The 25,272-nt window shown below is 61.3% G+C and carries 24 protein-coding genes; 10 read left to right on the forward strand and 14 right to left on the reverse strand.

Annotated elements, in window-relative coordinates; genetic code table 11:
- Positions 1-86: 86 nt before the first annotated feature.
- Positions 87-413, reverse strand: coding sequence for a DUF1820 family protein (locus PSH76_RS26445; RefSeq protein WP_003236992.1), 327 nt, complete (start codon positions 411-413; stop codon positions 87-89).
- 130 nt (positions 414-543) lie between these two features.
- Here PSH76_RS26445 and miaB point away from each other — a divergent pair, with 130 nt between their 5' ends.
- From miaB to lnt, 5 genes are all read left to right on the forward strand, one after another.
- Positions 544-1,872: a tRNA (N6-isopentenyl adenosine(37)-C2)-methylthiotransferase MiaB gene (gene miaB, locus PSH76_RS26450; protein ID WP_305493178.1), complete on the forward strand. Its 1,329-nt coding sequence runs from the start codon at positions 544-546 to the stop codon at positions 1,870-1,872.
- A 226-nt stretch (positions 1,873-2,098) separates the two neighbouring features.
- Positions 2,099-3,103: a PhoH family protein gene (locus tag PSH76_RS26455; RefSeq protein WP_003194440.1), complete on the forward strand. Its 1,005-nt coding sequence runs from the start codon at positions 2,099-2,101 to the stop codon at positions 3,101-3,103.
- Positions 3,096-3,554: an rRNA maturation RNase YbeY gene (gene ybeY, locus PSH76_RS26460; RefSeq protein ID WP_003194442.1), complete on the forward strand. Its 459-nt coding sequence runs from the start codon at positions 3,096-3,098 to the stop codon at positions 3,552-3,554. The genes PSH76_RS26455 and ybeY overlap by 8 nt, the downstream gene beginning before the upstream one ends.
- 42 nt (positions 3,555-3,596) lie before the next feature.
- A complete protein-coding gene (locus PSH76_RS26465) occupies positions 3,597-4,436 on the forward strand; it encodes an HlyC/CorC family transporter (RefSeq protein WP_003194444.1) in 840 nt (279 codons plus the stop codon).
- Positions 4,437-4,444: 8 nt separating this feature from the next.
- Positions 4,445-5,968, forward strand: a complete 1,524-nt coding sequence (gene lnt / locus PSH76_RS26470; RefSeq protein WP_278917353.1) for an apolipoprotein N-acyltransferase — start codon at positions 4,445-4,447, stop codon at positions 5,966-5,968.
- A gap of 637 nt (positions 5,969-6,605) precedes the next feature.
- Here lnt and PSH76_RS26475 read toward each other — a convergent pair.
- Together PSH76_RS26475 and PSH76_RS26480 are read right to left on the reverse strand one after the other, a co-directional pair.
- Positions 6,606-7,367: a YdcF family protein gene (locus tag PSH76_RS26475; protein WP_032895166.1), complete on the reverse strand. Its 762-nt coding sequence runs from the start codon at positions 7,365-7,367 to the stop codon at positions 6,606-6,608.
- Between the two features lie 97 nt (positions 7,368-7,464).
- A complete protein-coding gene (locus tag PSH76_RS26480) occupies positions 7,465-7,770 on the reverse strand; it encodes a hypothetical protein (RefSeq protein WP_305493179.1) in 306 nt (101 codons plus the stop codon).
- Between the two features lie 261 nt (positions 7,771-8,031).
- On the opposite strand from PSH76_RS26480, the gene leuS reads away from it, so the two are divergent.
- The 5 genes from leuS (at position 8,032) to PSH76_RS26505 (ending at position 14,592) form a co-directional block, all read left to right on the forward strand.
- Positions 8,032-10,638: a leucine--tRNA ligase gene (gene leuS / locus PSH76_RS26485; protein ID WP_120248783.1), complete on the forward strand. Its 2,607-nt coding sequence runs from the start codon at positions 8,032-8,034 to the stop codon at positions 10,636-10,638.
- An 88-nt stretch (positions 10,639-10,726) separates the two neighbouring features.
- Positions 10,727-11,332 (forward strand): LPS assembly lipoprotein LptE, encoded by a 606-nt coding sequence (gene lptE / locus PSH76_RS26490; RefSeq protein ID WP_014720078.1) that lies wholly within the window; start codon positions 10,727-10,729, stop codon positions 11,330-11,332.
- Positions 11,333-11,371: 39 nt separating this feature from the next.
- Complete coding sequence (holA, locus tag PSH76_RS26495) at positions 11,372-12,409, forward strand: DNA polymerase III subunit delta (protein WP_032895162.1); 1,038 nt, start codon at positions 11,372-11,374, stop codon at positions 12,407-12,409.
- Between the two features lie 631 nt (positions 12,410-13,040).
- Complete coding sequence (gene arfA / locus PSH76_RS26500; RefSeq protein WP_003176285.1) at positions 13,041-13,205, forward strand: alternative ribosome rescue factor ArfA; 165 nt, start codon at positions 13,041-13,043, stop codon at positions 13,203-13,205.
- 61 nt (positions 13,206-13,266) lie between these two features.
- Positions 13,267-14,592: a lytic murein transglycosylase gene (locus PSH76_RS26505; RefSeq protein WP_305493180.1), complete on the forward strand. Its 1,326-nt coding sequence runs from the start codon at positions 13,267-13,269 to the stop codon at positions 14,590-14,592.
- 137 nt (positions 14,593-14,729) lie between these two features.
- Here the strand turns inward: PSH76_RS26505 and PSH76_RS26510 are convergent, their stop codons facing one another.
- The 11 genes from PSH76_RS26510 to rsfS all read right to left on the reverse strand — a co-directional run bounded on the left by PSH76_RS26510 (position 14,730) and on the right by rsfS (position 25,234).
- A complete protein-coding gene (locus PSH76_RS26510; RefSeq protein ID WP_305493181.1) occupies positions 14,730-15,650 on the reverse strand; it encodes an LD-carboxypeptidase in 921 nt (306 codons plus the stop codon).
- Between the two features lie 155 nt (positions 15,651-15,805).
- The gene (gene lipA, locus PSH76_RS26515; RefSeq protein WP_161794304.1) at positions 15,806-16,807 is read right to left on the reverse strand and encodes a lipoyl synthase; all 1,002 of its coding nucleotides are present in this window, start codon (positions 16,805-16,807) and stop codon (positions 15,806-15,808) included.
- A gap of 25 nt (positions 16,808-16,832) precedes the next feature.
- Complete coding sequence (lipB, locus tag PSH76_RS26520) at positions 16,833-17,480, reverse strand: lipoyl(octanoyl) transferase LipB (protein WP_032895159.1); 648 nt, start codon at positions 17,478-17,480, stop codon at positions 16,833-16,835.
- Complete coding sequence (locus PSH76_RS26525; protein ID WP_003194466.1) at positions 17,480-17,755, reverse strand: DUF493 domain-containing protein; 276 nt, start codon at positions 17,753-17,755, stop codon at positions 17,480-17,482. Before PSH76_RS26525 ends, lipB begins: the two co-directional genes overlap by 1 nt.
- Before the next feature lie 85 nt (positions 17,756-17,840).
- The gene (locus PSH76_RS26530) at positions 17,841-18,998 is read right to left on the reverse strand and encodes a D-alanyl-D-alanine carboxypeptidase family protein (RefSeq protein WP_003194468.1); all 1,158 of its coding nucleotides are present in this window, start codon (positions 18,996-18,998) and stop codon (positions 17,841-17,843) included.
- A 183-nt stretch (positions 18,999-19,181) separates the two neighbouring features.
- Complete coding sequence (locus PSH76_RS26535) at positions 19,182-20,186, reverse strand: septal ring lytic transglycosylase RlpA family protein (protein WP_032895156.1); 1,005 nt, start codon at positions 20,184-20,186, stop codon at positions 19,182-19,184.
- Positions 20,186-21,196 carry a lytic murein transglycosylase B gene (mltB, locus tag PSH76_RS26540; protein ID WP_056791934.1) on the reverse strand — a complete coding sequence of 337 codons (1,011 nt, stop codon included), beginning with the start codon at positions 21,194-21,196 and terminating at the stop codon, positions 20,186-20,188. The genes PSH76_RS26535 and mltB overlap by 1 nt, the downstream gene beginning before the upstream one ends.
- Before the next feature lie 17 nt (positions 21,197-21,213).
- Positions 21,214-22,317, reverse strand: coding sequence for a rod shape-determining protein RodA (gene rodA / locus PSH76_RS26545; protein WP_044268991.1), 1,104 nt, complete (start codon positions 22,315-22,317; stop codon positions 21,214-21,216).
- Positions 22,318-22,348: 31 nt separating this feature from the next.
- Complete coding sequence (mrdA, locus tag PSH76_RS26550; RefSeq protein WP_003194477.1) at positions 22,349-24,247, reverse strand: penicillin-binding protein 2; 1,899 nt, start codon at positions 24,245-24,247, stop codon at positions 22,349-22,351.
- Between the two features lie 15 nt (positions 24,248-24,262).
- Entirely contained in the window at positions 24,263-24,730 is a 468-nt protein-coding gene (gene rlmH, locus PSH76_RS26555; protein WP_003176297.1) for a 23S rRNA (pseudouridine(1915)-N(3))-methyltransferase RlmH, read from the reverse strand.
- Positions 24,731-24,739: 9 nt separating this feature from the next.
- Entirely contained in the window at positions 24,740-25,234 is a 495-nt protein-coding gene (gene rsfS / locus PSH76_RS26560) for a ribosome silencing factor (RefSeq protein WP_003176298.1), read from the reverse strand.
- Positions 25,235-25,272 lie beyond the last annotated feature (38 nt).

The following is a 25,272-nucleotide window of genomic DNA, read 5'->3' on the forward strand; positions in this document are numbered from 1 at the left end:
TGAATAAACAAAATCTGCTATCTTTCAAACAAAATGTCTATCCATAGAGGGTCAGTTTCGGAAACGCCCTACAAATTAATTGCAGATCACTTCTCAGGCATTGGCATCGGAAACGGCATCACATTGCTCACGCCCCGGGCCTCACTGATCTTCGGCGTACCCAGGCGCTCGACCTCATCGATGCGCACAATCGAATGCATGGGCACAAAGCTGCGCACCACGCCTTCGAACTGGGCCTTGAGCTTTTCTTCGCCCGGATCGACCACCAATTGGGTGCGCTCGCCAAAGACGAACTCTTCCACCTCCAGGAAGCCCCACAGATCACTTTGATAGATCTGCTTGGCGTACATTTCGAACACCTGGCCCTGGTTGAGGAAAATCACCTTATAGATTGGAGCTTCACGTTTGGTCATGGTGGGCGAACAACACATGGGGATATAAAAGAGGGCGCGAACTATAGCATGGCACCCGATGCACAGCGCTAGGAACCAATGGGCATGCCCCCTATAATGCGCGGTTCTTTACCACCAGTTGACGATTCCCATGGCCAAGAAGCTTTACATCGAAACCCACGGTTGCCAGATGAACGAGTACGACAGCTCGCGCATGGTCGACTTGCTGGGCGAACACCAGGCCCTGGAAGTCACTGCCCGCGCCGAAGATGCCGACGTGATCCTGCTCAATACCTGCTCGATCCGCGAGCGGGCCCAGGACCGTGTGTACTCGCAGCTGGGCCGCTGGCGTGAATTGAAACTGGCCAACCCGGACATGGTGATCGCCGTCGGCGGTTGCGTGGCCAGCCAGGAAGGCGCCGCGATTCGCGACCGCGCGCCCTATGTCGATGTGGTGTTCGGCCCGCAAACGCTGCACCGCCTGCCGGAAATGATCGACGCCGCACGCGTCACCAAGCTGCCGCAGGTGGACGTGTCGTTCCCCGAAATCGAAAAATTCGACCATCTGCCCGAACCCCGTATCGACGGGCCGAGCGCCTATGTGTCGGTTATGGAAGGCTGCAGCAAATACTGCACCTTCTGCGTGGTGCCTTACACCCGTGGCGAAGAAGTCAGCCGGCCGTTTGACGATGTGCTGGCAGAAATCATCCACCTGGCTGAAAACGGCGTGCGCGAAGTGACCCTGCTGGGCCAGAACGTCAACGGCTACCGCGGCCTGACCGATGACGGGCGCCTGGCCGACCTGGCGGAATTGATCCGCGTGGTCGCCGCCGTCGACGGCATCGAGCGCATCCGCTACACCACCTCGCACCCGCTGGAGTTCTCCGACAGCCTGATCCAGGCCCACGCCGAAGTGCCAGAGCTGGTCAAGCACCTGCACTTGCCGGTGCAATCGGGTTCGGACCGCATTCTGTCGGCGATGAAGCGCAACCACACCGCGCTGGAATACAAATCCAAATTGCGCAAACTGCGCGCCGCTGTGCCAGGCATCTGCATCAGCTCGGACTTTATCGTCGGCTTCCCGGGTGAAACCGAGAAAGATTTCCAGCAGACCATGAAGCTGATCGAAGACGTCGGTTTCGACTTCTCCTACTCGTTCGTCTACAGCCAGCGCCCGGGCACCCCGGCTGCCGACCTGCTGGATGAAACCCCGGAGGCGTTGAAAAAAGAGCGTTTGAACGCGCTGCAACATCGCCTCAATCAGCAGGGCTTCGAAATCAGCCGACAAATGGTCGGTTCGATCCAGCGCATTCTGGTCACCGATTATTCGAAAAAAGACCCGGGTGAATTGCAGGGGCGTACCGAGAACAACCGGATCGTCAACTTCCGCTGCGACAATCCCACGCTGATCGGCCAGTTTGCCGATGTGCACATTGATGCGGCGCAGCCACACTCGTTGCGTGGCTCGTTGATCCAGTAACCCATCGATATTTTTGTCTGATGGAGATCAAAATGTGGGAGCGGGCTTGCTCGCGAATGCAGTGTGTCAGCCAATATAAATATCGACTGAACTGGCGCATTCGCGAGCAAGCCCGCTCCCACATGGGACCTGGGCCACATTCAGGTTATTTAAGTGCTTTCGCACACCGACGCCTGGCGTTATTCTCTCTCTCACCTCATCAGCCAAAGGGCGGCTAAAAGCAACCTTGAACGCACCCATAGCAGAACCCCATCGCTTTATCCTCGAGCCTTTTGAGGCTCGCCGTTTCGCCAACCTGTGCGGACAGTTCGACGAGCACCTGCGCCTGATCGAACAACGCCTGAGCATCGAGATCCGCAACCGCGGCAATCAGTTCGAGCTCATTGGTGAACCCCAACACACCACGTCTGCAGAAAACCTGCTGCGCCGTCTCTACCGTGAAACCAAGGGTAGCGAGCTGTCGCCGGAGACCGTGCACCTGTACTTGCAGGAGTCGGCTGTGCAAGACCTGGCGAACAACCCGGTGGCCGAAGCCAGCGTGGCCTTGCGTACCAAAAAAGGCATGATTCGCCCACGCGGCTTGAATCAGCAGAAGTACGTCAAGGAAATCCTCGGCAACGACATCAACTTCGGCATCGGCCCGGCCGGTACCGGCAAGACCTACCTGGCAGTGGCCTGCGCCGTCGACGCCCTGGAGCGCGAGCAAGTGCGGCGCATCCTGCTGGTGCGCCCTGCGGTCGAGGCCGGCGAAAAGCTCGGCTTCCTGCCCGGCGACCTGGCCCAGAAGATCGACCCGTACCTGCGCCCGCTCTACGACGCGCTGTACGAGATGCTCGGCTTTGAATACGTGGCCAAGTTGATCGAGCGCCAGGTGATCGAGATCGCCCCGCTGGCCTACATGCGTGGCCGTACGCTCAACAACAGCTTCATCATTCTCGACGAAAGCCAGAACACCACTGTCGAGCAGATGAAGATGTTCCTCACCCGTATCGGTTTCGGCTCAACCGCCGTGATCACGGGCGACATCACCCAGGTCGACCTGCCCAAGGGCACCAAGTCGGGCCTGGGCCAGGTGATCGAGGTGCTCAAGGACGTGCCGGGTATCAGCTTCACGCACTTCATGCCCAAGGACGTGGTACGCCACCCGCTGGTGCAGCGCATTGTCGAAGCCTATGAGCGTTTCGAACACCGCGACGACGCGCCCGCCAAGGACGCTCGCCACGATGCTTGAGCTAGACCTGCAGCTGGCCACCGACGCGCCCGCCCCCAGCGAAGCCCAGTTTCGCCAATGGTGTGAGCTGGCCTTGCGCCAGCGCACCGCCGACTCGGAGCTGACCATTCGTCTGGTGGACGAGGCCGAAGGCCGTGAGCTGAACCACACCTGGCGCCAGAAAGACTACGCCACCAACGTGCTGTCCTTCCCCGCCGATGTGCCCGACGAATTGCTGGATATCCCGTTGCTGGGCGACCTGGTGATCTGCGTCGCGGTGGTCGAGCGAGAAGCTGCCGAACAAGGCAAGGAACTTGAGGCCCATTGGGCCCATCTAGTCATCCACGGCTGCTTGCATCTCTTGGGTTACGACCATATAGACGATGACGAAGCCGAGGAAATGGAAGCGCTGGAACGAACGTTGCTTGCAGAACTGGGTCACCGCGACCCGTATGCAGACGACGAAAGCTGATCAACACTCAACTGTCATATCAAAGGATTTAGAGTAATCGCTATGAGCGAAGACCGATCGAGCAACGGGCAGAAGTCATGGCTGGGTAAACTGACCCAGGCTTTTGCCCACGAGCCGAAAAACCGCCAGGAGCTCTTGGAGCTGCTGCGCGATGCACACCAGAACAAATTGCTGGACAGCGAAGCGCTGGCCATCGTCGAAGGCGCCATCCAGGTGGCTGACCTGCAAGTACGCGACATCATGGTCCCGCGCTCGCAGATGATCAGCATCAAGGCGACCCAGACCCCACGGGAATTCCTCCCGGCGGTGATCGACTCGGCGCACTCGCGCTACCCGGTGATCGGTGAAAGCCATGACGACGTCATGGGTGTCCTGCTGGCCAAGGACCTGCTGCCGTTGATCCTCAAGGAGAACGGTGACAGCTTCAACATCAAGGACCTGCTGCGCCCGGCCACCTTCGTGCCCGAGTCCAAGCGCCTGAATGTGCTGCTGCGCGAGTTTCGCGCCAACCACAATCACATGGCCATTGTGATTGACGAATACGGCGGCGTGGCCGGCCTGGTCACCATCGAAGACGTGCTGGAGCAGATCGTCGGCGACATCGAAGACGAGCACGACGTCGAAGAAGACAGCTACATCAAGCCGCTGCCCAGCGGTGATTTCCTGATCAAGGCGCTGACGCCCATCGAGAACTTCAACGAGTTCTTCGACAGCGAGTTCTCGGACGATGAGTTCGACACCGTCGGCGGCCTGGTGATGAGTGCGTTCGGGCATCTGCCCAAGCGTAATGAAACCACCGAGATCGGCGCCTATCGCTTCCGCATCCTCAATGCCGATAGCCGTCGTATCCATCTGATCCGTTTGACACCCATCGCCCGCTAAGGACTGACATGCGCCGTCTCACCTCACCCGGCTGGCCCGGTAACTTGCTGGCCGTGGTGGCCGGCGCCATCACTACCCTGGCGCTGGCACCGTTCGATATCTGGCCGTTGGCGCTGGTAGCGGTCGGCCTGTTCTATATCGGCCTGCGGGAACTCTCGCCCCGCCAGGCCCTGGGCCGTGGCTGGTGTTTCGGCTTCGGCCTGTTTGGTGCCGGCACCAGCTGGATCTACTACAGCATCCACCACTTCGGCGGCGCTTCAGTGCTGCTGGCGGGGTTCCTGATGCTGCTGTTCACCGCCGCCATCGCCTGGTTCTTCGCCCTGCCCGCCTGGCTATGGGCGCGCTGGTTGCGCCGTAACGAAGCACCGCTGGCGGATGCATTGACGTTCGCAGCGTTGTGGGTCGGCCAGGAAGCCTTTCGGGGCTGGTTCCTTACCGGTTTCCCGTGGTTGTACTCCGGTTACAGTCAACTCGATGGGCCATTGACCGGCCTCGCGCCATTGGGCGGGATGTGGCTGATTTCCTTCGCGCTGGCACTCACCGCCGCATTGCTGTGCAACCTGCCGCGCCTGCTGGCCAGCAAGCGCAATGCCTTCATCGGCACGGGTCTGTTATTGCTGGTTGCACCCTGGGCCATTGGCCTGGCACTCAAGCATCACGCCTGGACGTCGCCGTCTGGCGCGCCGCTGAGCGTGGCCGCGATTCAGGGCAACGTCGAGCAAAGCATGAAGTGGGACCCCGACCAGCTCAATGCACAGTTGGCGCTGTACCGCGACATGAGCCTGAGCTCCAAGCGTGTCGACCTGCTGGTCTGGCCGGAAACCGCCGTGCCGGTGCTCAAGGAGTCCGTGGAGGGCTACCTGGGCATGATGGGCAAGTTTGCCGCCGACCGGGACACCGCGTTGATCACCGGGGTACCGATTCGCCAGGAAGTGCACCACCAGAAGCGCTACTTCAACGGCATCACCGTGGTCGGTGAAGGCGACGGCACCTACCTCAAGCAAAAACTGGTGCCGTTTGGCGAGTACGTGCCTTTGCAGGACATGTTGCGCGGGTTGATCGCCTTCTTCGACCTACCCATGTCGGACTTCGCCCGCGGCCCTTCTGACCAGGCCATGCTGCAGGCCAAGGGTTATCAGATTGCGCCGTTCATTTGCTATGAAGTGGTATACCCCGAATTCGCCGCCGGCCTGTCGGCCCAGAGCGACCTGCTGCTGACCATCAGCAACGACACCTGGTTCGGCCGCTCCATCGGCCCGCTGCAGCACCTGCAAATGGCGCAAATGCGTGCATTGGAGGCTGGCCGCTGGATGATCCGCGCCACCAACAACGGCGTGACCGGGCTGATCAACCCGTTTGGGCAGATCACCGCGCAGATCCCGCAGTTCGAGCGTGGCATTCTCTATGGGGAGGTGGTGCCGATGCATAACCTCACGCCATACCTGCAATGGCGCTCGTGGCCGTTGATCATTGTGTGCCTGGCATTGTTTGGCTGGGCTCTGCTGGCCGCACGAATGTCCAAAACGCTCTGACCTGTGGGAGCTGGCTTGCCTGCGATGGCGATAGGTATCTGCACAACTGTGCAGTTCGCCGCAGCCGCCGGTAACCACGATGCGAAGCGAGCCGCTCTTGATCTTGATCTGCTTTTGATCTCAGGCGCCCCGTTAAACCACGCTGGCCGTAATTCGACAGGGATTTGGGGGGTAAACCGGCAGGGATGCCGGTTTAGCCGCCCCGCGCCATGGATGGCGCGTGGCGGCGGCCCCCCAAATCACTGGCGAATTACGGGCACACCGAGCCTAGGCGAGGTGCCGAGTGGTGGGGCAAGAGCGTTTTGCTTACTTTTGCGCTTTTCAAAAGTGAGCCGCCGTCAGGGCGGAACCCTAAGTGGCCGTTACCGCAGCAATGGATATGTACACGGTCCAACTGTGTTGACTGTCAGGCCGTCTTCGCAGGCAAGCCAGCTCCCACATTTGGACAGCGGCGCGTCAGTTAGAACAGCGCTGGCTGTCAGGTCGTCACGGGAGCAAGCTCCCTCGCCACAGGTTCAGCGTCGCACCAGAATTGTGTAGATACCTATGCTGCGATAGCGGTGTATCAGTGCCCTGAGTGCTCACTGACCCACCGCCATCGCAGGCAAGCTCCCCCAATTGATCTCCTGTGTTGCACCTATCGGTAGAACAACCGATACCCCACCTGCCCCACCGCCTCATTGATCAACTGCCCGCTTTGCCACACCGCCTTGACCTCCGGCATCCAGCCACCCAGCGGCCGGCCATGGTCCACACCCAAAAAGCCCACCGGCCCCGGCACCACGGTGAAACCGGCTTTCTCAAAGCTCCACACCGAACGCGGCATGTGCCAGGCCTGGGTCACCACCACCACCCGCTTGATCCCTTGAGGCAACAGAATCTCGGCGCTCATCTGGGCGTTTTCCCAGGTGGTGCGGCTGCGCTCTTCTTTCCAGCGCACGCTAACGCCGAAATCATCCTGCATCGACACCGCCATCAGCTCGGCCTCACTGGGCGGCGTGCCGTAGTGCAAGCCGCCGCTGGTCAGCACCGGCAAACCGGATGCCTTGGCCAGCCGCGCAGCAAAACGCTCACGTTCCAGGCCAATACCAGTGGGCTGGTCGCTGCCCCACGCAATGTCCCCACGCTCGCGCCCCGAGCCCAGCACCACAATCGCGTCGGCACGCTGGGCCAATGTAGCCCAGTCTTCCCGGGCCAAAGGCGGCTCTGTCTCCAAGGCACGGGCGCCCCACTGCACCATCACGGGCAGGCTGATCAACCACATCCCGCCAAGCCCCAGGGCAAAACACAAGCCCGCCAGGCGCGGACGGCTGCGGCGAAACCACCAGGCACACGCCAACAACAGCAGAAAAATACCGGGCGGTAACAACAGTTGTTTAATGAAATAACGAAAAGGCATCGGGCATCTCCAAAGATGCCCGAAGCCTAGATGCAACGGGGTTTTGCAACAATCCTTACCGACAACATTTTAATAACGCTAACGGATAACGCGGGGCTCACTTGCACCGCACAGACCGCAAGTTCTCTGACCTGCGGCCGGTCGCCAGGTCTTTGAGCCAGATGACCTTGGCCGAATGAGCCGGCGGGGATGCCTGCCCATGGGAGGCGCGGTCGTGATTCAACGCCAGGTAGTTATTGATCAATTCAAGTTCCGCCTGGCTCAAGCCTCGCAACTCCAGCTCCAGAGGCCGCTCATCACGCAATCGGCCTGCGGTTCTTGCAGCATCCAATGCCCGACCCAAACGGTCGATCAATCCCTCATACAACTGCGGTTTCGTTAAAGTTCGCTGCGATTCAACCATCCCCTCACCTCATTGAAGAAATACTTGCTCCCCACTAAACAGCGTAGCCCCCGTTGCTGCGCCTGCCCGGTGCCGCGACAGACGGCCCTTGGCGCGCAATCAGGGTTTCCCTCGATAGAGTGGGGTCATGTATGCTACGGCGCTTCCTGTAACTCCACTTCCCGCAGGGTTTGGGCACGGACGCGCCGCTTCTTGGTGTCGAACAACCCGGACAGTGCACCGAAGAGGATTAGGCCACCCCTATCCAGTTCAAAAGTAGCCATGCACGAACAATATCAGCCCCGTGAAATAGAAAATGCCGCCCAAACCTTCTGGGACGAGCAAAAGTCCTTTGAAGTCAGTGAACAGCCAGGCAAGGAGACGTACTACTGCCTATCGATGTTCCCTTACCCCAGCGGCAAGCTACACATGGGGCACGTGCGCAACTACACCATCGGCGACGTGATTTCGCGCTACCAGCGCATGCTCGGCAAGAACGTGTTGCAACCCATGGGTTGGGACGCCTTCGGCATGCCGGCAGAAAACGCCGCGATGAAAAACAACGTGGCGCCCGCCAAGTGGACCTACGAAAACATCGCCTACATGAAGACCCAGCTGCGCAGCCTGGGCCTGGCGGTGGACTGGTCCCGCGAGGTCACCACCTGCAAGCCTGATTACTACCGTTGGGAACAATGGCTGTTCACGCGCCTGTTCGAAAAAGGTGTGATCTACAAAAAAAGCGGCACCGTGAACTGGGACCCGATCGACCAGACCGTCCTGGCCAACGAACAGGTGATTGACGGTCGCGGCTGGCGTTCCGGCGCGCTGATCGAAAAGCGCGAAATCCCGATGTACTACTTCAAGATCACCGCCTACGCGGATGAGCTGTTGTCGAGCCTCGACGACTTGCCGGGCTGGCCTGAACAGGTCAAGACCATGCAGCGCAACTGGATCGGCAAATCCAAGGGCATGGAAGTGCAGTTCCCGTACAACGTCGACTCCATCGGCGAAGCGGGCGCACTCAAGGTGTTCACCACCCGCCCCGACACCCTGATGGGCGCGACCTATGTCGCCGTGGCCGCCGAACACCCGCTGGCCACCCAGGCCGCACAGAACAACCCTGAGCTGCAGGCGTTCATCGCTGAATGCAAAGGTGGCAGCGTGGCCGAAGCCGACGTCGCCACCCAGGAGAAAAAAGGCCTGCCGACCGGCCTGTTCGTCGAGCACCCGTTGACTGGCGAAAAGCTGCCGGTATGGGTCGCCAACTACGTATTGATGCACTACGGCGACGGCGCCGTCATGGCCGTACCGGCCCACGACGAGCGCGACTTCGAATTCGCTACCAAATACAGCCTGCCGATCAAGTCGGTGGTGCGTACCAGCTCGGGCGACACCAACCCGGCCCCGTGGCAAGACGCCTACGGCGAGCACGGCACCCTGATCAACTCCGGCGAGTTTGACGGCCTGGACTTCCAGGGCGCTTTCGATGCCATCGAAGTCGCGCTGATCAAGAAGAACCTCGGCGCCTCGCGCACCCAGTTCCGCCTGCGCGACTGGGGTATCAGCCGCCAGCGCTACTGGGGCTGCCCGATCCCGATCATCCACTGTCAAACCTGCGGTGATGTACCGGTACCGGAAGATCAACTGCCTGTTGTGCTGCCTGAAGATGTAGTGCCGGACGGCGCCGGTTCGCCGTTGGCGCGCATGCCCGAGTTCTACGAGTGCAGCTGCCCGAAATGCGGCGCGCCGGCCAAGCGTGAAACCGACACCATGGACACCTTCGTGGAGTCCTCGTGGTACTACGCCCGCTATGCCTCGCCGCACTATGAAGGTGGCCTGGTGGAGAAATCCGCAGCCGACCATTGGTTGCCGGTGGATCAGTACATCGGCGGTATCGAACACGCCATTCTCCACCTGCTGTATGCGCGTTTCTTCCACAAGCTGATGCGTGACGAAGGCCTGGTGAGCTCCGATGAGCCGTTCAAGAACCTGCTGACCCAGGGCATGGTGATCGCCGACACTTACTATCGTCGCGAAGCCAATGGCGCCTACACCTGGTTCAACCCGGCGGATGTCGAGCTTGAGCGTGACAGCAAGGCCAAAGTCATCAGCGCCAAGTTGAAAGCCGACGGCCTGCCGGTGGAAATCGGCGGCACCGAGAAGATGGCCAAGTCCAAGAACAACGGCGTCGACCCACAGTCGATGATCGACCAGTTCGGCGCCGATACCTGCCGCCTGTTCATGATGTTCGCCTCGCCGCCTGACATGAGCGCCGAATGGTCCGACTCGGGTGTCGAAGGCTCGCACCGTTTCCTCAAGCGCGTCTGGCGCCTGGCCCACGCCCATGTCAGCCAGGGCCTGCCGGGCAAGCTGGACCTCGGCGCCTTGAACGACGAGCAGAAAGCCGTGCGTCGCAGCATCCACCTGGCTATCCGCCAGGCCAGCCAGGACGTCGGGCAGAACCACAAATTCAACACCGCCATCGCCCAGGTGATGACGCTGATGAACGTGCTGGAAAAAGCCCCGCAGGCGACCGAACAAGACCGTGCGCTGATCCAGGAAGGCCTGGAAACAGTTACCCTGTTGCTCGCGCCGATCACGCCGCACATCAGCCATGAACTGTGGAGCCGCCTGGGCCACAGCGGTGCCGTCATTGATGCCGCCTGGCCGGTGCAAGATGACAGCGCCCTGGTGCAGGACACGCTGCAACTGGTCATCCAGGTTAACGGTAAACTGCGTGGCCAGATCGACATGCCAGCCAGCGCCAGCCGTGAAGAGGTTGAAGCGGCTGCACGTATCAATGAGAACGTGCTGCGCTTTACCGAAGGCCTGACCATCCGCAAGGTGATCGTGGTGCCCGGCAAACTGGTCAATATCGTCGCCAGCTAAATCGGATCGGGCGCGGGGCTTGGGCCCCGCGCCGAACTAAACCTTTAGGGCCCGAGAAGGCCCACCTGGTTTCAAGGGGAGCAACAAAATGATCAAACGCAATCTGCTGGTTATGGGCCTTGCCGTGCTGTTGAGCGCTTGCGGCTTCCAGCTGCGCGGCACCGGCACCAATGAGCTGTCGCTCAAGGAACTCGACGTCAGCGCCCGCAACGCCTACGGCGAAACCGTCACCCAACTGCGCCAGACCCTGGAAAACAGCGGTGTGCACGTGTACAACGGCGCGACCTACAAACTGATCCTGACGGATGAGCGCGAAACCCAGCGCAATATCAGCTACGCCAGTGCTGGCCGTGCGTCCGACGTCGAGCTGAACACGGCGCTGATGTTCGAAATACAAGGCCGTGATCAGTTGCCGCTGATGGGTGACAAGATCCAGGTGCAGAAAGTGGTGAGCCACGACGGCAACAACCTCGTGGGTTCGGACTCCGAGACCATCCAGGTGCGCAAGGAAATGCGTCGTGAGCTGATCCAGCGCATGATGACTCGCCTGCAAATGCTCACCCCGGAAAAACTGGCTGAGCTGCAGCAAGTGGCCGACAACAAGGCCAAGGCTGACGCCGACGCCCTGAAAGCCGCGCAGGAATATGAAGACAACACGCCGAAACAGTCGCCTGTTGAAGTCCCTGTCGAGTAAGCCAGACGGGGCGCCCCTGGCGCCCCGTTCGCCCCGCCTATGAAACTTGCCCCCGCCCAACTCGCCAAACACCTGCAAGGTGGCCTTGCGCCTGTGTACATCGTCAGCGGCGATGACCCGTTGTTGTGCCAGGAAGCGGCCGACGCGATCCGCACCGCCGCACGCCAGCAAGGTTTCGATGAACGCCAAGTGTTCAGCGCCGATGCCAGTTTCGACTGGGGCACGCTGCTGCAAGCTGGCGCGAGCATGTCGCTGTTTGCCGAGAAACGCTTGCTGGAACTGCGCCTGCCCTCGGGCAAGCCGGGCGATAAAGGCGCGGCGGCCTTGATGGAATACTGCTCGCGCCCTGCCGAAGACACCGTGTTGCTGATCAGCCTGCCCAAGCTCGACGGCAGCGCGCAGAAAACCAAGTGGGGCAAGGCCCTGGTCGAAGGTCCACAGACTCAGTTCATCCAGATCTGGCCGGTGGACAGCAACCAGTTGCCGCAGTGGATTCGCCAGCGCCTATCCCAATCAGGCCTGGCGGCAACACAGGACGCCGTGGAGCTGATCGCCGCTCGGGTCGAAGGCAACCTGCTTGCCGCCGCCCAGGAGATCGAAAAGCTCAAGTTGATGGCTGAAGACGGGCAGATCACCGTCGAAACCGTGCAAGGCGCAGTGGCCGATAGCGCGCGCTTTGATGTGTTCGGCCTGGTGGACGCCATCCTCAACGGCGAGCCCGCCCACGCCCTGCGCATGCTCGAAGGCCTGCGCGGCGAAGGGGTGGAACCACCGGTGATTCTCTGGGCCCTGGCCCGTGAGTTGCGCGTGCTGGCGAACATTGCCCTGCAATACAGCCAGGGCACCCCGCTGGACAAATGCTTCAGCCAGGCCCGGCCACCGGTATGGGACAAACGCAAACCCCTGATGAGCAAAGCCCTGCAACGGCACTCGGCGCAACGCTGGGCGCAACTGCTGCTGGAAGCACAGCGCATCGATGCACAAATCAAAGGCCAGGCAGCCGGTTCTCCGTGGATGAGCCTAAGCCGTCTGTCGCTGTTGATGGCCGGCCAGCGCCTGGCGTTGCCTGCCGAGTAACCACCTCAGCACCACCACAAAACCCTGTGAGAGCTGGCCCATTTGCTCCTGACACAGCTCTGTAGCGCTCAACAGTAACCACGATGCGAAGCGAGCCGCTCTTGATCTTGATCTGCTTTTGATCTTGATCTCAGGCGCCCCGTTAAACCACGCTGGCCGAACGCAGGCTTGAATTCGTGGGTAACCCGGCAGGACGCCGGGTTAGCCGCCCCGCGCCATGGATGGCGCGTGGCGGCGGCCCACGGATTCAAGCCTGCGTTCGGGCACACCGAGCCTAGGCGAGGTGCCGAGTGGTGGGGCAAGAGCGTTTTGCTTACTTTTGCGCTTTTCAAAAGTGAGCCGCCGTCAGGGCGGAACCCTAAGCGGCCGTTACCGCAGCAATGGATATGTACACCATCCAACTGTGTTGACTGCCAGGCCGCCATCGCAGGCAAGCCAGCTCCCACATTGGGATCCTGGGGCGGCAGGTAGATAAGTGCCGGCTGTCAGGCCGTCGCGGGAGCAAGCCCCCACATGGACTCTGCCCACCACTTATTTGCGACATTTCCCACCTATCGCCGGGCTTTACAGCCGACCCACTTCAGCAGATGATTTGCACCGCCACATTCCACCCCAAGCGAGAGAACCCACCATGAGCAAAAAGCCATCCAAGCATGGCCCCAACAAGGCCAAATCCATCATCGCCCAGCCCTTGTTCCGCAGCCGCCAGGAACGCGCCGGCAAAGGCAAAGGCAGCTACCGCCGCGAAGCCTTCCAGTCTAATAGCTGGGAGGCTTCTTACTTTCTGGCTGCCTGAAGGCAAGCGCCCCTCTGGCATGATAAGGTCTGTACCTGATTGGTAATCCCTGGACCTGTGCATGCCCTCTAGTCTTTCCCGTCGTTGGCACCTACGCCAATTGATCGCTGCCTCCAGCCTCATTCTGCTCGTCGCCTGCGCCGAAAAGCCCACGGCTGCGGACGCTCAACCCCTGCCCAAGCTCCAGACGGCCCCGGCTATCGCGCCCGCCGTGGTGGCCCCATTGGCAGTGGACAATCTCGATATCCAACCCACCCAGACCTTTGCCGAATGGCAGGCTGGCTTCCGTGCACAAGCCCTGCAAGCCGGGATTACGCCCGCGGTGTTCGATAACGCCTTCGCCGGGGTCACCCCCGATATGGCGGTGATTCGTGCCGACCGCAGCCAGCCAGAGTTTTCCCGCCCGGTGTGGGAATACATCGAGGGCGCCCTGTCGCCGCTGCGCGTGCGCAATGGCCAGGCGTTGCTGGTCAAGTACGCCGATATCCTGCAGCGCATCGAAGAGCGCTATGGCGTTGACCGCCAGGCGCTGGTCTCGGTGTGGGGCATGGAAAGCAACTTTGGCCAGTTCCAGGGCAATAACTCGGTGATCCGTTCCCTGGCCACCCTGGCTTACGAAGGCCGTCGCCCGGCCTTTGCACAAGCGCAGCTGCTGGCGGCGCTGCAGATCATCCAGCATGGCGATATCCAGGCTGACCAGATGAAAGGCTCCTGGGCCGGGGCGATGGGCCAGACCCAGTTCATCCCGACCACCTACAACACCCACGCCGTGGACTTCGACGGTGACGGTCGCCGCGATATCTGGAACAGCCCAGGCGATGCCCTCGCCTCTACCGCGCACTACCTGCAAAGCTCCGGCTGGCAGAAAGGCCAGCCATGGGGCGTTGAAGTGCAGCCGCTGCCGTCGGGCTTCGACTACAGCCTGGCCGATGGCGGCGTGCGCAAGACCGTGGCGCAATGGCTGCAACTGGGCATCCAACTCCCCCCTGGCGTGAGCCTGCCGGCCAATGTCGACCAGTTGTCCGCCGCCCTACTGCTGCCGGCCGGCTACCGTGGCCCGGCGTTCTTGGTGCTGGATAACTTCCGCGCGATCCTCAAGTACAACAACTCGTCGTCTTATGCACTGGCGGTTGGCTTGCTGTCGGAGCGATTTGGCGGTGGCGGTGTGATTCGGGGCAGTTGGCCCAAAGATGAGCTGCCATTGAGCCGTTCGCAACGCATCGACCTGCAGACGGCGCTCAGCGCCAAGGGCTACGACGCGGGTAATGCCGACGGGATTATTGGCGCCAACACGCGCAAGGCGATTCGGGCGGCGCAGCAGGCGCTAGGCTGGCCGGCGGATGGGTATCCGACGGTGAAGTTGCTGGAGTCGCTGCAGAGCCGCTGAGGTGATCGCTCCCACGCTCTGCGTGGGAGCGCGGCCTTGGACGCTCCGCGTCCGCGGCTGGAGAGGCTGACGCAGAGCGTCACTGGAGGCATTCCCACGCAGAGCGTGGGAACGATCAACGCAGAGCGTGGGAACGATCAAGCCTTGAAGACTACATCCTGCTCCAATACCACCCGCTGCTCCCCCGCATCCAGGCGCACCAAGGCGCCCATCGGCAATGTCAGGTTCGGGTCGCAATGCCCACTGCGCCAGCCCGCCAGCACCGGAATGCACAGCGGCGCAAAGGTCTGCTTCAACAGACGCGCCAGCGCCAGGTTATCCACACCCGCCACATCCCCTACAAGCACACCGGCAACTTGAGCCAGCTTGCCCGCCAACCGCAGGTGAGTCAGCAATCGGTCGATGCGATAGAGCGGTTCGTTGACGTCTTCGATAAACAGAATGATGCCATCGGCGTCTATTTCGTACGGCGTGCCCATGACTGCGGCGATCATCGACAAGTTACCGCCCAGCAAGCGCCCACAGGCCACACCTGGCTCGATGGTGGTCAGCGGGTAGGCCATCGGGTGCGGCAGCACACTGCCGGCGCCCCGTTGGCCACGCAGCAGGCTGAACAAGGAGGACTCGGTGGGCGGCTGTTTGCCGCCGAGCAGGTCGGCATTGAGCATCGGGCCGTGAAATGTCACAAATCCCGCGTAGCGGTTGATCGCCAGGTGCAAGGCGGTGATATCGCTGTAGCCCACAAACGGCTTGGGGTTGGCGCGTAGCAGGTCGAAGTCCAGCGCGTCGAGCAAACGGGGCGTGCCATAGCCGCCACGCAGGCAAAGGATGGCATCGATGTCGGGGTTGGCGAAGGCGGCATGCAAATCCCGCAGGCGCACTTCATCACTACCGGCCAGGTAGCCGTCGCGCTCGTGCACACCTGGGAAAATGTGCAGGTCGTAGCCACGGGCACGCATCCATTGCCGGGCTTTTTCAACATCCAGCTCGGCGGGGCCGGCGGGGGCGATCAGGCCGAGGGTGCCTTCGGGGGGCAGTGCAGGTACGGCGGCACTCATCCATGGTTCTCCCAATATGACGCAGAACGAAATGTGGGAGCTGGCTTGCCTGCGATGCAAGCGCCTCGGTGTATCAGTGATACCGAGGTGATGCTATCGCAGGCAAGCCAGCTCCCACACAAGCCAGCATTTGCACACCGATTTTGCGGTGCTGTTTACGAAACCAGGCTCGCCTTGACCAGCTTGGCCTGCTCATCGGCGTGGTACGAAGACCGCACCAACGGGCCCGACGCTACGTTCTTGAAGCCCATCTTGTAGCCTTCCTCGGCGAACCAGGCGAAGGTGTCCGGGTGCACGAAGCGCTGCACCGGCAAGTGGCTGCGGGACGGTTGCAGGTACTGGCCCAGGGTCAGCATGTCGATGTCGTGCTCGCGCATGCGCTTCATGACTTCGATGACTTCTTCGTCGGTCTCACCCAGGCCCAGCATCAAGCCGGACTTGGTTGGAATGTGCGGCATCATCTGCTTGAACTTCTGCAGCAGGGTCAGCGACCACTGGTAGTCCGAACCCGGGCGCGCAGCCTTGTACAGGCGCGGCACGGTTTCCAGGTTGTGGTTGAACACATCCGGCGGCTCGGCAGCGGTGATTTCCAGGGCGACGTCCATACGGCCACGGTAGTCCGGCACCAGGGTTTCGAGCATCACGTTCGGCGACAGCTTGCGGATCTCGCGGATGCAGTCGGCAAAGTGCTGGGCACCGCCGTCACGCAGGTCGTCGCGGTCCACCGAGGTGATCACCACGTACTTGAGTTTGAGGTCGGCGATGGCGATAGCCAGGCTTTCTGGCTCGTTGACGTCCAACGGCTTCGGACGGCCGTGGCCCACGTCGCAGAACGGGCAACGACGGGTGCAGATGTCACCCATGATCATGAAGGTGGCAGTGCCGCCAGAGAAGCACTCGCCCAGGTTCGGGCAGGACGCTTCTTCGCAGACGCTGTGCAACTTGTGTTTGCGCAGCAGCGACTTGATACGGTCGACTTCCGGCGAAACCGGGATGCGCACGCGAATCCAGTCAGGCTTCTTCGGAAGTTCCGTGGTCGGGATGATCTTGACCGGGATGCGTGCAACCTTCTCGGCGCCGCGCAGCTTGACGCCGGCTTCCACCTTGGCACGCGGGGCCGGGGCTGGACGCTCAGTGATGTCCAGCGTCGGGATCATGGTTTGCACAACATCAGTAGTCATATCAATCGATTCCGCCCGTCAGGGTCGTCTGCTCTGCATAGTCGAGGTGTTTGACGAGCTGCGCGCGCAGCCGGGCACTTACCTCGGCAAATTCAATGGATGTTGCATGGTCACTCAACTGGGTCATCGCAAGCCCGGCGTAACCGCACGGGTTGATGCGCCGGAACGGCGCCAGGTCCATGTCCACATTCAAGGCCAGGCCATGAAAGGAACAACCGTGGCGAATGCGCAGCCCCAGGGAGGCGATTTTCGCGCCATCCACGTACACACCTGGCGCATCGGGCTTGGCCACGGCGGTCACGCCGTAACTGGCCAACAGCTCGATCAGGCACGTCTCCATGCGGCTGACCAGGTCGCGCACGCCAAACCCCAGCTTGCGCACGTCCAGCAGCAGGTAAGCCACCAGTTGACCGGGCCCATGGTAAGTCACTTGGCCACCTCGGTCGACCTGCACCACCGGAATATCACCCGGCAGCAGCAAGTGCTCGGCCTTGCCGGCCTGGCCCTGGGTGAAGACAGGCGGGTGTTCCACCAGCCAGATTTCATCCGGGGCCGAGGTGCCGCGCTCATTGGTAAAGCGCTGCATGGCATGCCAGACCGGCTCATAGGCCATCCGGCCGAGCTCGCGAAAGCCCAGGGTTTGCGACATCACAGCACCATGTGCACGAAGCCGGTGGCCCGCAGTTCGCTGTTGATGTCGTAGAGCTGGTCTTGACCGGTCGCAACGATGTGCAACTGGATAGTCGTGTACTTACCGGTGGTGCTGGAGCGCTCATCAACCCGGTTATCGTTGATCGTCGCGTGTTTACGCACGATCTCAAGAATCGTGTCTTTGCGGCCGACACCGGTGTCGCTGATTACCTTGATAGGATAATCCGTCACAGGGAACTCGATTTTTGGCGCTTTTACTTCTTTATCGGTCATGGCAGAACAGCCTCGTAAGCGCTAAGCCGTGGCGACGGGCAAAGCCCCGCGTTGGATCAACGCGGGGCTTTGCAGGTGCACACAATCAGTTGAACAAGCCGTAGAAGAATAGACGGATGCTATCCCATACGCGGCGGAAGATACCACCCTCCTCGACAGCGTCCAGCGCGATCAGGTCGGCGCTGTGCACCACCTTGTCGTCCAGCTTGACTTCAACCTTACCGATCACATCACCCTTGGCGATTGGCGCAACCAATTGCGGGTTCAGGGTCATGCTGGCGGCAAGCTTTTTGAGCTGGCCTTTAGGCATGGTCAGGGTCAGGTCGTCGGCCAGGCCGGCCTTGACTTGCGAAGTCGCGCCCTTCCACACCGGCGCGGTCGCCAGTTCAGCACCCTTCTGGTAGAAGGTCTGGGTTTCGAAGAAGCGGAAGCCGTAAGTCAGCAGTTTTTGCGTCTCGGCCGCACGGGCCTGCTCGCTGTTGGTGCCGAATACCACGGCGATCAGGCGCTGGCCATCACGTACGGCGGACGACACCATGCAGTAGCCGGCTTCGTCGGTGTGGCCGGTTTTCAGGCCATCGACGGTCTTGTCGCGCCACAGCAACAGGTTGCGGTTAGGCTGCTTGATGTTGTTCCAGAAGAACTCCTTCTGGGAGTAGATCGCGTAGTGCACCGGGTCAACACGGATGATCGCGCGCGCCAGGATCGCCATGTCGTGAGCCGACGAATAGTGCTCTGGGTTTGGCAGGCCGGTCGGGTTCATGAAGTGGCTGTTGGTCATGCCCAGCTCGCCGGCGGTCTTGTTCATCATGTCGGCGAAGGCGTCTTCGCTGCCGGCGATGTGCTCGGCCAGGGCGACGCTGGCGTCGTTACCGGACTGGATGATGATGCCGTGCAGCAGGTCGCTCACAGTGACTTGCGAACCCACCTTGATGAACATCCGCGAACCACCGGTACGCCAGGCGTTTTCGCTGACGGTCACCGGGTCGTTTTCGCCGATCTGGCCGCGACGGATTTCCAGGGTCGCGATGTAGGCGGTCATCAGCTTGGTCAGGCTGGCAGGCGGCAGGCGTACATCACCACCGTTTTCGACCAGCACGTTGCCACTGGCGGCATCCATGAGTACCCAGGACTTGGCGGCCAGTTGCGGGGAGGCCGGCACCATTTCAACCGCCCAGGCGGCTGGGGTGATGATCAGCGAGATAAGCAGGCACGTACGTTTGGCTAAGGTGGTGATGTTCATCCGTCTCTCGAAATTGCTTATGGAAACTTGCCCTCGCGGGCAAAACTATTCAGACAGCCCGCTTCCAGACTGTCACGTGTTCGGTTGCCCGCTCACCCCTTGCCCCTGGGTTTTTATTGTTCAACGAGCCAACAACCAGGGTTCAGGCGCGCAGGCGCGCCTGAGCCATCAAACCGTTACTGCTTATTCTGCGGTGACCACGCTGGGTTGCCCCAGGTTGGCCAGGCGCACGCTGTTCTGCACTTGCGCCACTTCGCTTGGCGAGCCGATCGGGCCCATGCGTACACGGTGCAAGGTTTGCTGGTTACGCACGATGGAGCTGATGAAGACCGGCGCGCTGACCATGCCGCTGAGCTTGGACCTTAACAGTTCTGCCGCATCCGGGTTGGCGAAAGCGCCGACCTGCAGGTATTGCCCACCGGCCATGGACGCGCCCGCAGCCGCGTGAGGCACGACCACGGTATCAGGCGCATGCTGCGCCGGTGGCGGCGTCCATTGCTCGATCTTGCCGGTGGAGGCCGTCACTTGCGGTTGCGGGGTTGGCGGTTCGTTGAGCATCAACGGCGCGGGTTTGCCACGCTGGGCCCAATACTGCGCCGGGTCGATGCCTTCGACTTTGACCCGTGCAGTGCCGGTTTCGGCATAACCGAGTTTCTTGGCGGCCGCGTAGGACAAGTCGATGATGCGGTCCGAATAGAACGGCCCACGGTCATTGACCCGCAGGATCACGGTACGGTTGTTGTCCAGGTTGGTCACGCGCACATAGCTGGGCAGCGGCAGGGTCTTGTGCGCCGCGCTCATGCCATACAGGTCATACACTTCGCCGTTGGCGGTGTTCTGGCCATGGAACTTGGTGCCGTACCAGGACGCGGTGCCCGACTGCACGTAGGTTTTGGATTCCTGCAACGGGAAGTAATTCTTGCCCAGCACGGTATAGGGGTTGGCCTTGTACGGGCCAGTGTGCAGGGTCGGCGTGGCGTCCGGGATCTTCGATACATCCACATCCCACCACGGCGCGCCGTCTTTGTGCGCGCGGTTGATGTCCAGGCCCGGTTGGGCGCGGACCACCGCACCGCCCGCTTTCTTGGCCGGCGCACGGTTAGGGGTGGTGGAACAACTGGCTACCAACAAGGACAACGCGGCGAACGCCACCAGCTTGAGCGGTTTTTTGAACGGCGATACCCGCATTACTTGTTGCCCCGTGCTTGAACCAGCTCATCTGACAGCTGATGCACGGCCATGGCGTACATCACACTGCGGTTATAACGCGTGATTGCGTAGAAATTCTTCAGGCCCATCCAGTATTCAGGGCCATTTGCGCCTTCCAGGCGGAATGCCGTCACCGGCATGTCATCGCGTGGCGCATTCTGACTCGACCAGCCCAGCGCTCGCAACTCCCCAACGGTCTTGACCGGTTCGATACCTTGGGTCAGGCCCTCGTCGGCGCGCTCGCCCGTGACATCGGCGCGGACAACCACCGGCTCGCCGGCCACCCAACCGTGGCGCTTGAAGTAGCTGGCCACGCTGCCGATGGCATCGTCAGGGTTGCTCCAGATATTGATGTGCCCGTCACCGTCGAAATCCACCGCATAGGCGCGAAAGCTGCTCGGCATGAACTGCGGCAAGCCCATCGCCCCGGCGTAGGAGCCCTTGAGGCTCAGCGGGTCGACCTGCTCTTCGCGGGCCAGCAACAGGAATTCGCGCAGTTCCTTGCGGAAGAACTCGGCGCGGGGCGGATAATCGAAGCCCAGGGTCGACAAGGCGTCGATCACCCGGTAGCTGCCAGTGTTGCGACCGTAAAAGGTTTCGATGCCGATGATCGAGACGATCACCTGGGCTGGCACGCCGTACTCCTGCTCGGCGCGGGCCAGGACTGCCTCGTGCTGGCGCCAGAAATCCACGCCACGGGCGATGCGCGCATCAGTGAGGAACATCGGGCGATAGTCCTTCCACTGCTTTACGCGTTCGGCGGGCCGGGAGATAGCGTCGAGGATCGCCTGCTTTTTCTGGGCTTCGCGGAACACGCCCATCAGTTGCTCACCGGCAAAACCGTAGTCGCGGGTCAGCTCACCGACAAATTCGGCAACCTGGGGAGAGCCATCGTAGTCACCGGCCTGCGCCTCTTGCGTTGCCCCCAGCAGCCCGATCAGGCCCATCCAGGTCGCATGCCGAGTCGCCCAGCCGCGCATTACTTGCATTGACATCTTCACCTTATTCAAACCTGTGCGATCCACTTGCGATGCGTATGAATCGACATCAAAACCCCAAACGCTGACAGCAATGTCACCAGCGAAGTTCCGCCGTAGCTAATGAATGGCAACGGCACCCCAACCACCGGCAGCAGGCCACTGACCATACCGATGTTGACGAAAACGTAAACAAAAAAAGTCATGGTCAGGCTGCCGGCGAGCAATTTGCCGAACAGCGTCTGCGCCTGGGCCGTGATCACCAGGCCGCGACCAATCAACAGCAGATAGATCAGCAACAACGCGCAAATGCCCACCAGGCCGAACTCTTCGCCCATCACTGCGATGATGAAGTCGGTATGGCTCTCGGGCAAGAAGTCCAGGTGGGACTGGGTGCCCAGCAGCCAGCCCTTGCCAAATACTCCGCCGGAACCAATGGCCGCCTTGGACTGGATGATGTTCCAGCCGGTGCCCAACGGGTCGCTCTCCGGGTCGAGGAACGTCAGGATCCGTTGCTTCTGGTAGTCGTGCATAAAGAAGAACCACATGGCCACGGCCACGGGCACGGCGGCGGCCAGCACGCTGAGGATCCAGCGCCAGCGCAATCCGCCCATGAACAGCACGAACGCGCCACCGGCGAGGATCAGCAACGAAGTGCCCAGATCCGGCTGGCGCACAATCAGCACGAAAGGCACGCCGATCAGGATCAGGCTGATCGCCACGTGTTTGAGCTGCGGCGGCAAGGTGCGCTTGGACAGGTACCAGGCAATGGTGGCCGGCATCAGGATCTTCATGAATTCCGACGGCTGGAAGCGAATCACCCCGGGGATGTTGATCCAGCGTGTGGCGCCCATGGCGTTGTGGCCCATGACGTCCACCACCACCAGCAGCAACACGCCGGCGACATAGCCCAAGGGCACCCAGCGCGCCATGAAGCGCGGCTCCAATTGAGCGATCACCACCATCGACAGCAGGCCCAGGCCAAACGAGGACGCCTGCTTGATCAGCAAGTCCCAGTTCTTGCCGCTGGCCGAATACAGCACGAACAGGCTGCCGGCCGCCAGGGTCAGCAGCAGGATCAGCAAGGGGCCATCAATGTGCATGCGTTGCAGCAACGTCGCACGGCGACGCATCACATCTTCGCTGGAGAGGATGCGGTCAAAATTACTCTTCACGGGCCGTAACCTCGGGGCTTGAAGGGGGGCCGCCATACTCGGGCTTGAGCCGGCCATCGTCGGCCAGCAGCCAGGCGTCCATCACCTGGCGCACCACGGGGGCCGCGACGCCGGAGCCGGACTCGCCGTTCTCGACCATCACGGCCACCACGATTTTCGGGTCTTCCGCCGGGGCAAAGCCGACAAACAAGGCGTGGTCGCGGTGGCGTTCCTGCACCTTGGAGCGGTCATATTTTTCGCCCTGCTTGATCGCGACCACCTGGGCCGTACCACTCTTGCCGGCAATGCGGTACTGCGCGCCGATCGCCGCCTTGCGCGCGGTGCCGCGAGCGCCGTGCATGACCTGCTGCATGCCGTGGTTGACCTTGGCCCAGTCGGACGGATCACGCAGCACGATGTCCGGAATCGGATTGTCGTCCACCGGTTTTTCGCCTTCGATGGTCCTGGCCAGGTGCGGTCGGTTCCACACGCCTTTGTTCGCCACCAGCGCCGTGGCCTGGGCCAGTTGCAGCGGTGTGGCCTGCATATAGCCCTGGCCGATACCCAGGATCAGGGTTTCGCCGGGGAACCACGCCTGGCGGCGGGTCGCACGCTTCCACTCCCGCGACGGCATCAGGCCGGGGGATTCTTCGAACATGTCCAGGGAGACTTTCTGACCGAGGCCGAACTTACCCATGTAGGCAGACAGCCGATCAATCCCCAGCTTGTGGGCCAGGTCGTAAAAATAGGTGTCGTTGGAGCGCATGATCGCGGTATCCAGGTCGACATAGCCGTCACCGGAGCGGTTCCAGTTACGGTACTTGTGGTCGTAGTTGGGCAGCATGTAATAGCCTGGGTCGTACACCCGGCTTGAAGCCGTGACCACGCCAGCATCCAGGCCGGCAATCGCTACCGCCGGCTTGATGGTCGAGCCCGGTGGGTACAGGCCGCGCAACACACGGTTGAATAGGGGCCGGTCGATGGAATCACGCAGCTCGGCGTAGGCCTTGAAGCTGATGCCAGTCACGAACGGGTTGGGGTCGAAGCTGGGCTGGCTGACCATCGCCAGCACTTCGCCGGTTTTCGGGTCCAGCGCCACTACGGCACCCCGCCGACCACCCAAGGCCATCTCGGCAGCTTCCTGCAACTTGATGTCCAGGCTCAGGACAATGTCCTTGCCCGGCACCGGGTCGGTGCGCTTGAGTACCCGCAATACGCGGCCACGCGCATTGGTCTCGACTTCCTCGTTACCTACCTGGCCATGCAACTCGGCCTCATAGAAGCGCTCGATGCCGGTTTTGCCAATATGGTGGGTGCCGCTGTAGTTGATCGGGTCGAGGGTTTTCAGCTCTTTCTCGTTGATCCGCCCCATGTAGCCAACGGAGTGGGCAAAGTGCGGCCCTTGCGGGTAATGCCGCACCAACTGCGCCACCACTTCCACACCCGGCAGGCGGAACTGGTTCACCGCAATGCGGGCGATCTGCTCTTCGGTCAGCTCGAACAGAATAGGCACCGGCTCGAACGGCCGGCGCCCCTGCCGCATGCGTTTCTCGAAAACCACCCGGTCTTCCGGGGTCAGTTGCAGCACCTCGACGATGACATCGAGCACCTGCTTCCAGTCGCCGGAACGTTCGCGGGTCATGCTCAGGCTGAAGCTGGGCCGGTTATCGGCAACCACTACGCCATTGCGGTCGAAGATCAGCCCACGGGTCGGCGGAATCGGCTGCACATGCACCCGGTTGTTTTCCGACAGCGTGGAGTGATAGTCGTACTGGATCACCTGGAGGAAATACAGCCGCGCAATCAGCACGCACATCAGCACCACCACCAAAACAGCACCGAACACCACCCGCGCGCGTACCAGACGTGCGTCTTTCTCGTGGTCCTTGATGCGGATCGGTTGGGTCATCGGGGGCGGCGCAGACTATTTGTGGTAAGGGTGCCCGGACAGAACTGTCCAGGCGCGATACAGCTGTTCACCGATCAGAATCCTTACCAACGGGTGCGGCAACGTCAGCGCCGACAGCGACCAGCGCTGATCGGCCCGCGCACAGACTTCCGGCGCCAGCCCTTCGGGGCCGCCGACCATGAAATTGACCGTGCGCGAATCCAGGCGCCAGCGATCCAGTTCCACCGCCAGTTGCTCGGTGCTCCAGGGCTTGCCGTGCACTTCAAGGGTGACGATGCGCTCATTGGGGCCGACCTTGGCCAGCATGGCTTCGCCTTCCTGACGGATAAAGCGCGCCACGTCGGCGTTCTTGCCCCGGGTATTGAGCGGTATTTCCACCAGCTCAAGCGACAGCTCAGCGGGCAGACGCTTGGCATATTCGTGCCAGCCTTCTTCCACCCACTTGGGCATGCGTGAACCAACAGCGATCAGACGCAGGCGCACAGCCGTTCCTTATTCCTGGTCTTTGTTGAGCTTGTCGAAGTGCGCGTGGCCCACTTCCGGGCTGTGGTGCTTGCCATCGGCAGCACGGCTCTGCTCGGCGCCTTTCCACAGACGCTCCAGGTCGTAGAACTGGCGAGCGTTGGAGGTCATCATGTGAACGATCACATCGTCCATGTCCAACAGCACCCAGTCGCTGTCGCCCTTGCCTTCTTCACCCAATGGCTTGACGCCCTGGGCTTTGACGGCTTCGCGAACCTTGTCCAGCATTGCGCCGATCTGGCGGTTGGAGGTACCGGTGGCGATGATCATGAAGTCGGTGATGCTCTGCTTGTCGCGCACGTCCAGTACCTGGATGTCCTGGGCTTTAACGTCTTCCAGGGCAGCCACGGCGACTTTCACCAGCTCTTCGCCAGCCAGTTCCGGGCCAACGTGGGCTTCAACCGGCAGCGGCGCGCTTTTGAAGGTGCCTTTGCGCTTAACTTTGCTTACGTCTTTGTTCGTCATATAAAACTCGTTTTGCTCGTATGTTCGGGCGCTTGCTG

It is taken from the genome of Pseudomonas sp. FP215 (genome assembly GCF_030687795.1).
Taxonomy (GTDB): Bacteria; Pseudomonadota; Gammaproteobacteria; order Pseudomonadales; family Pseudomonadaceae; genus Aquipseudomonas; species Aquipseudomonas salmasensis.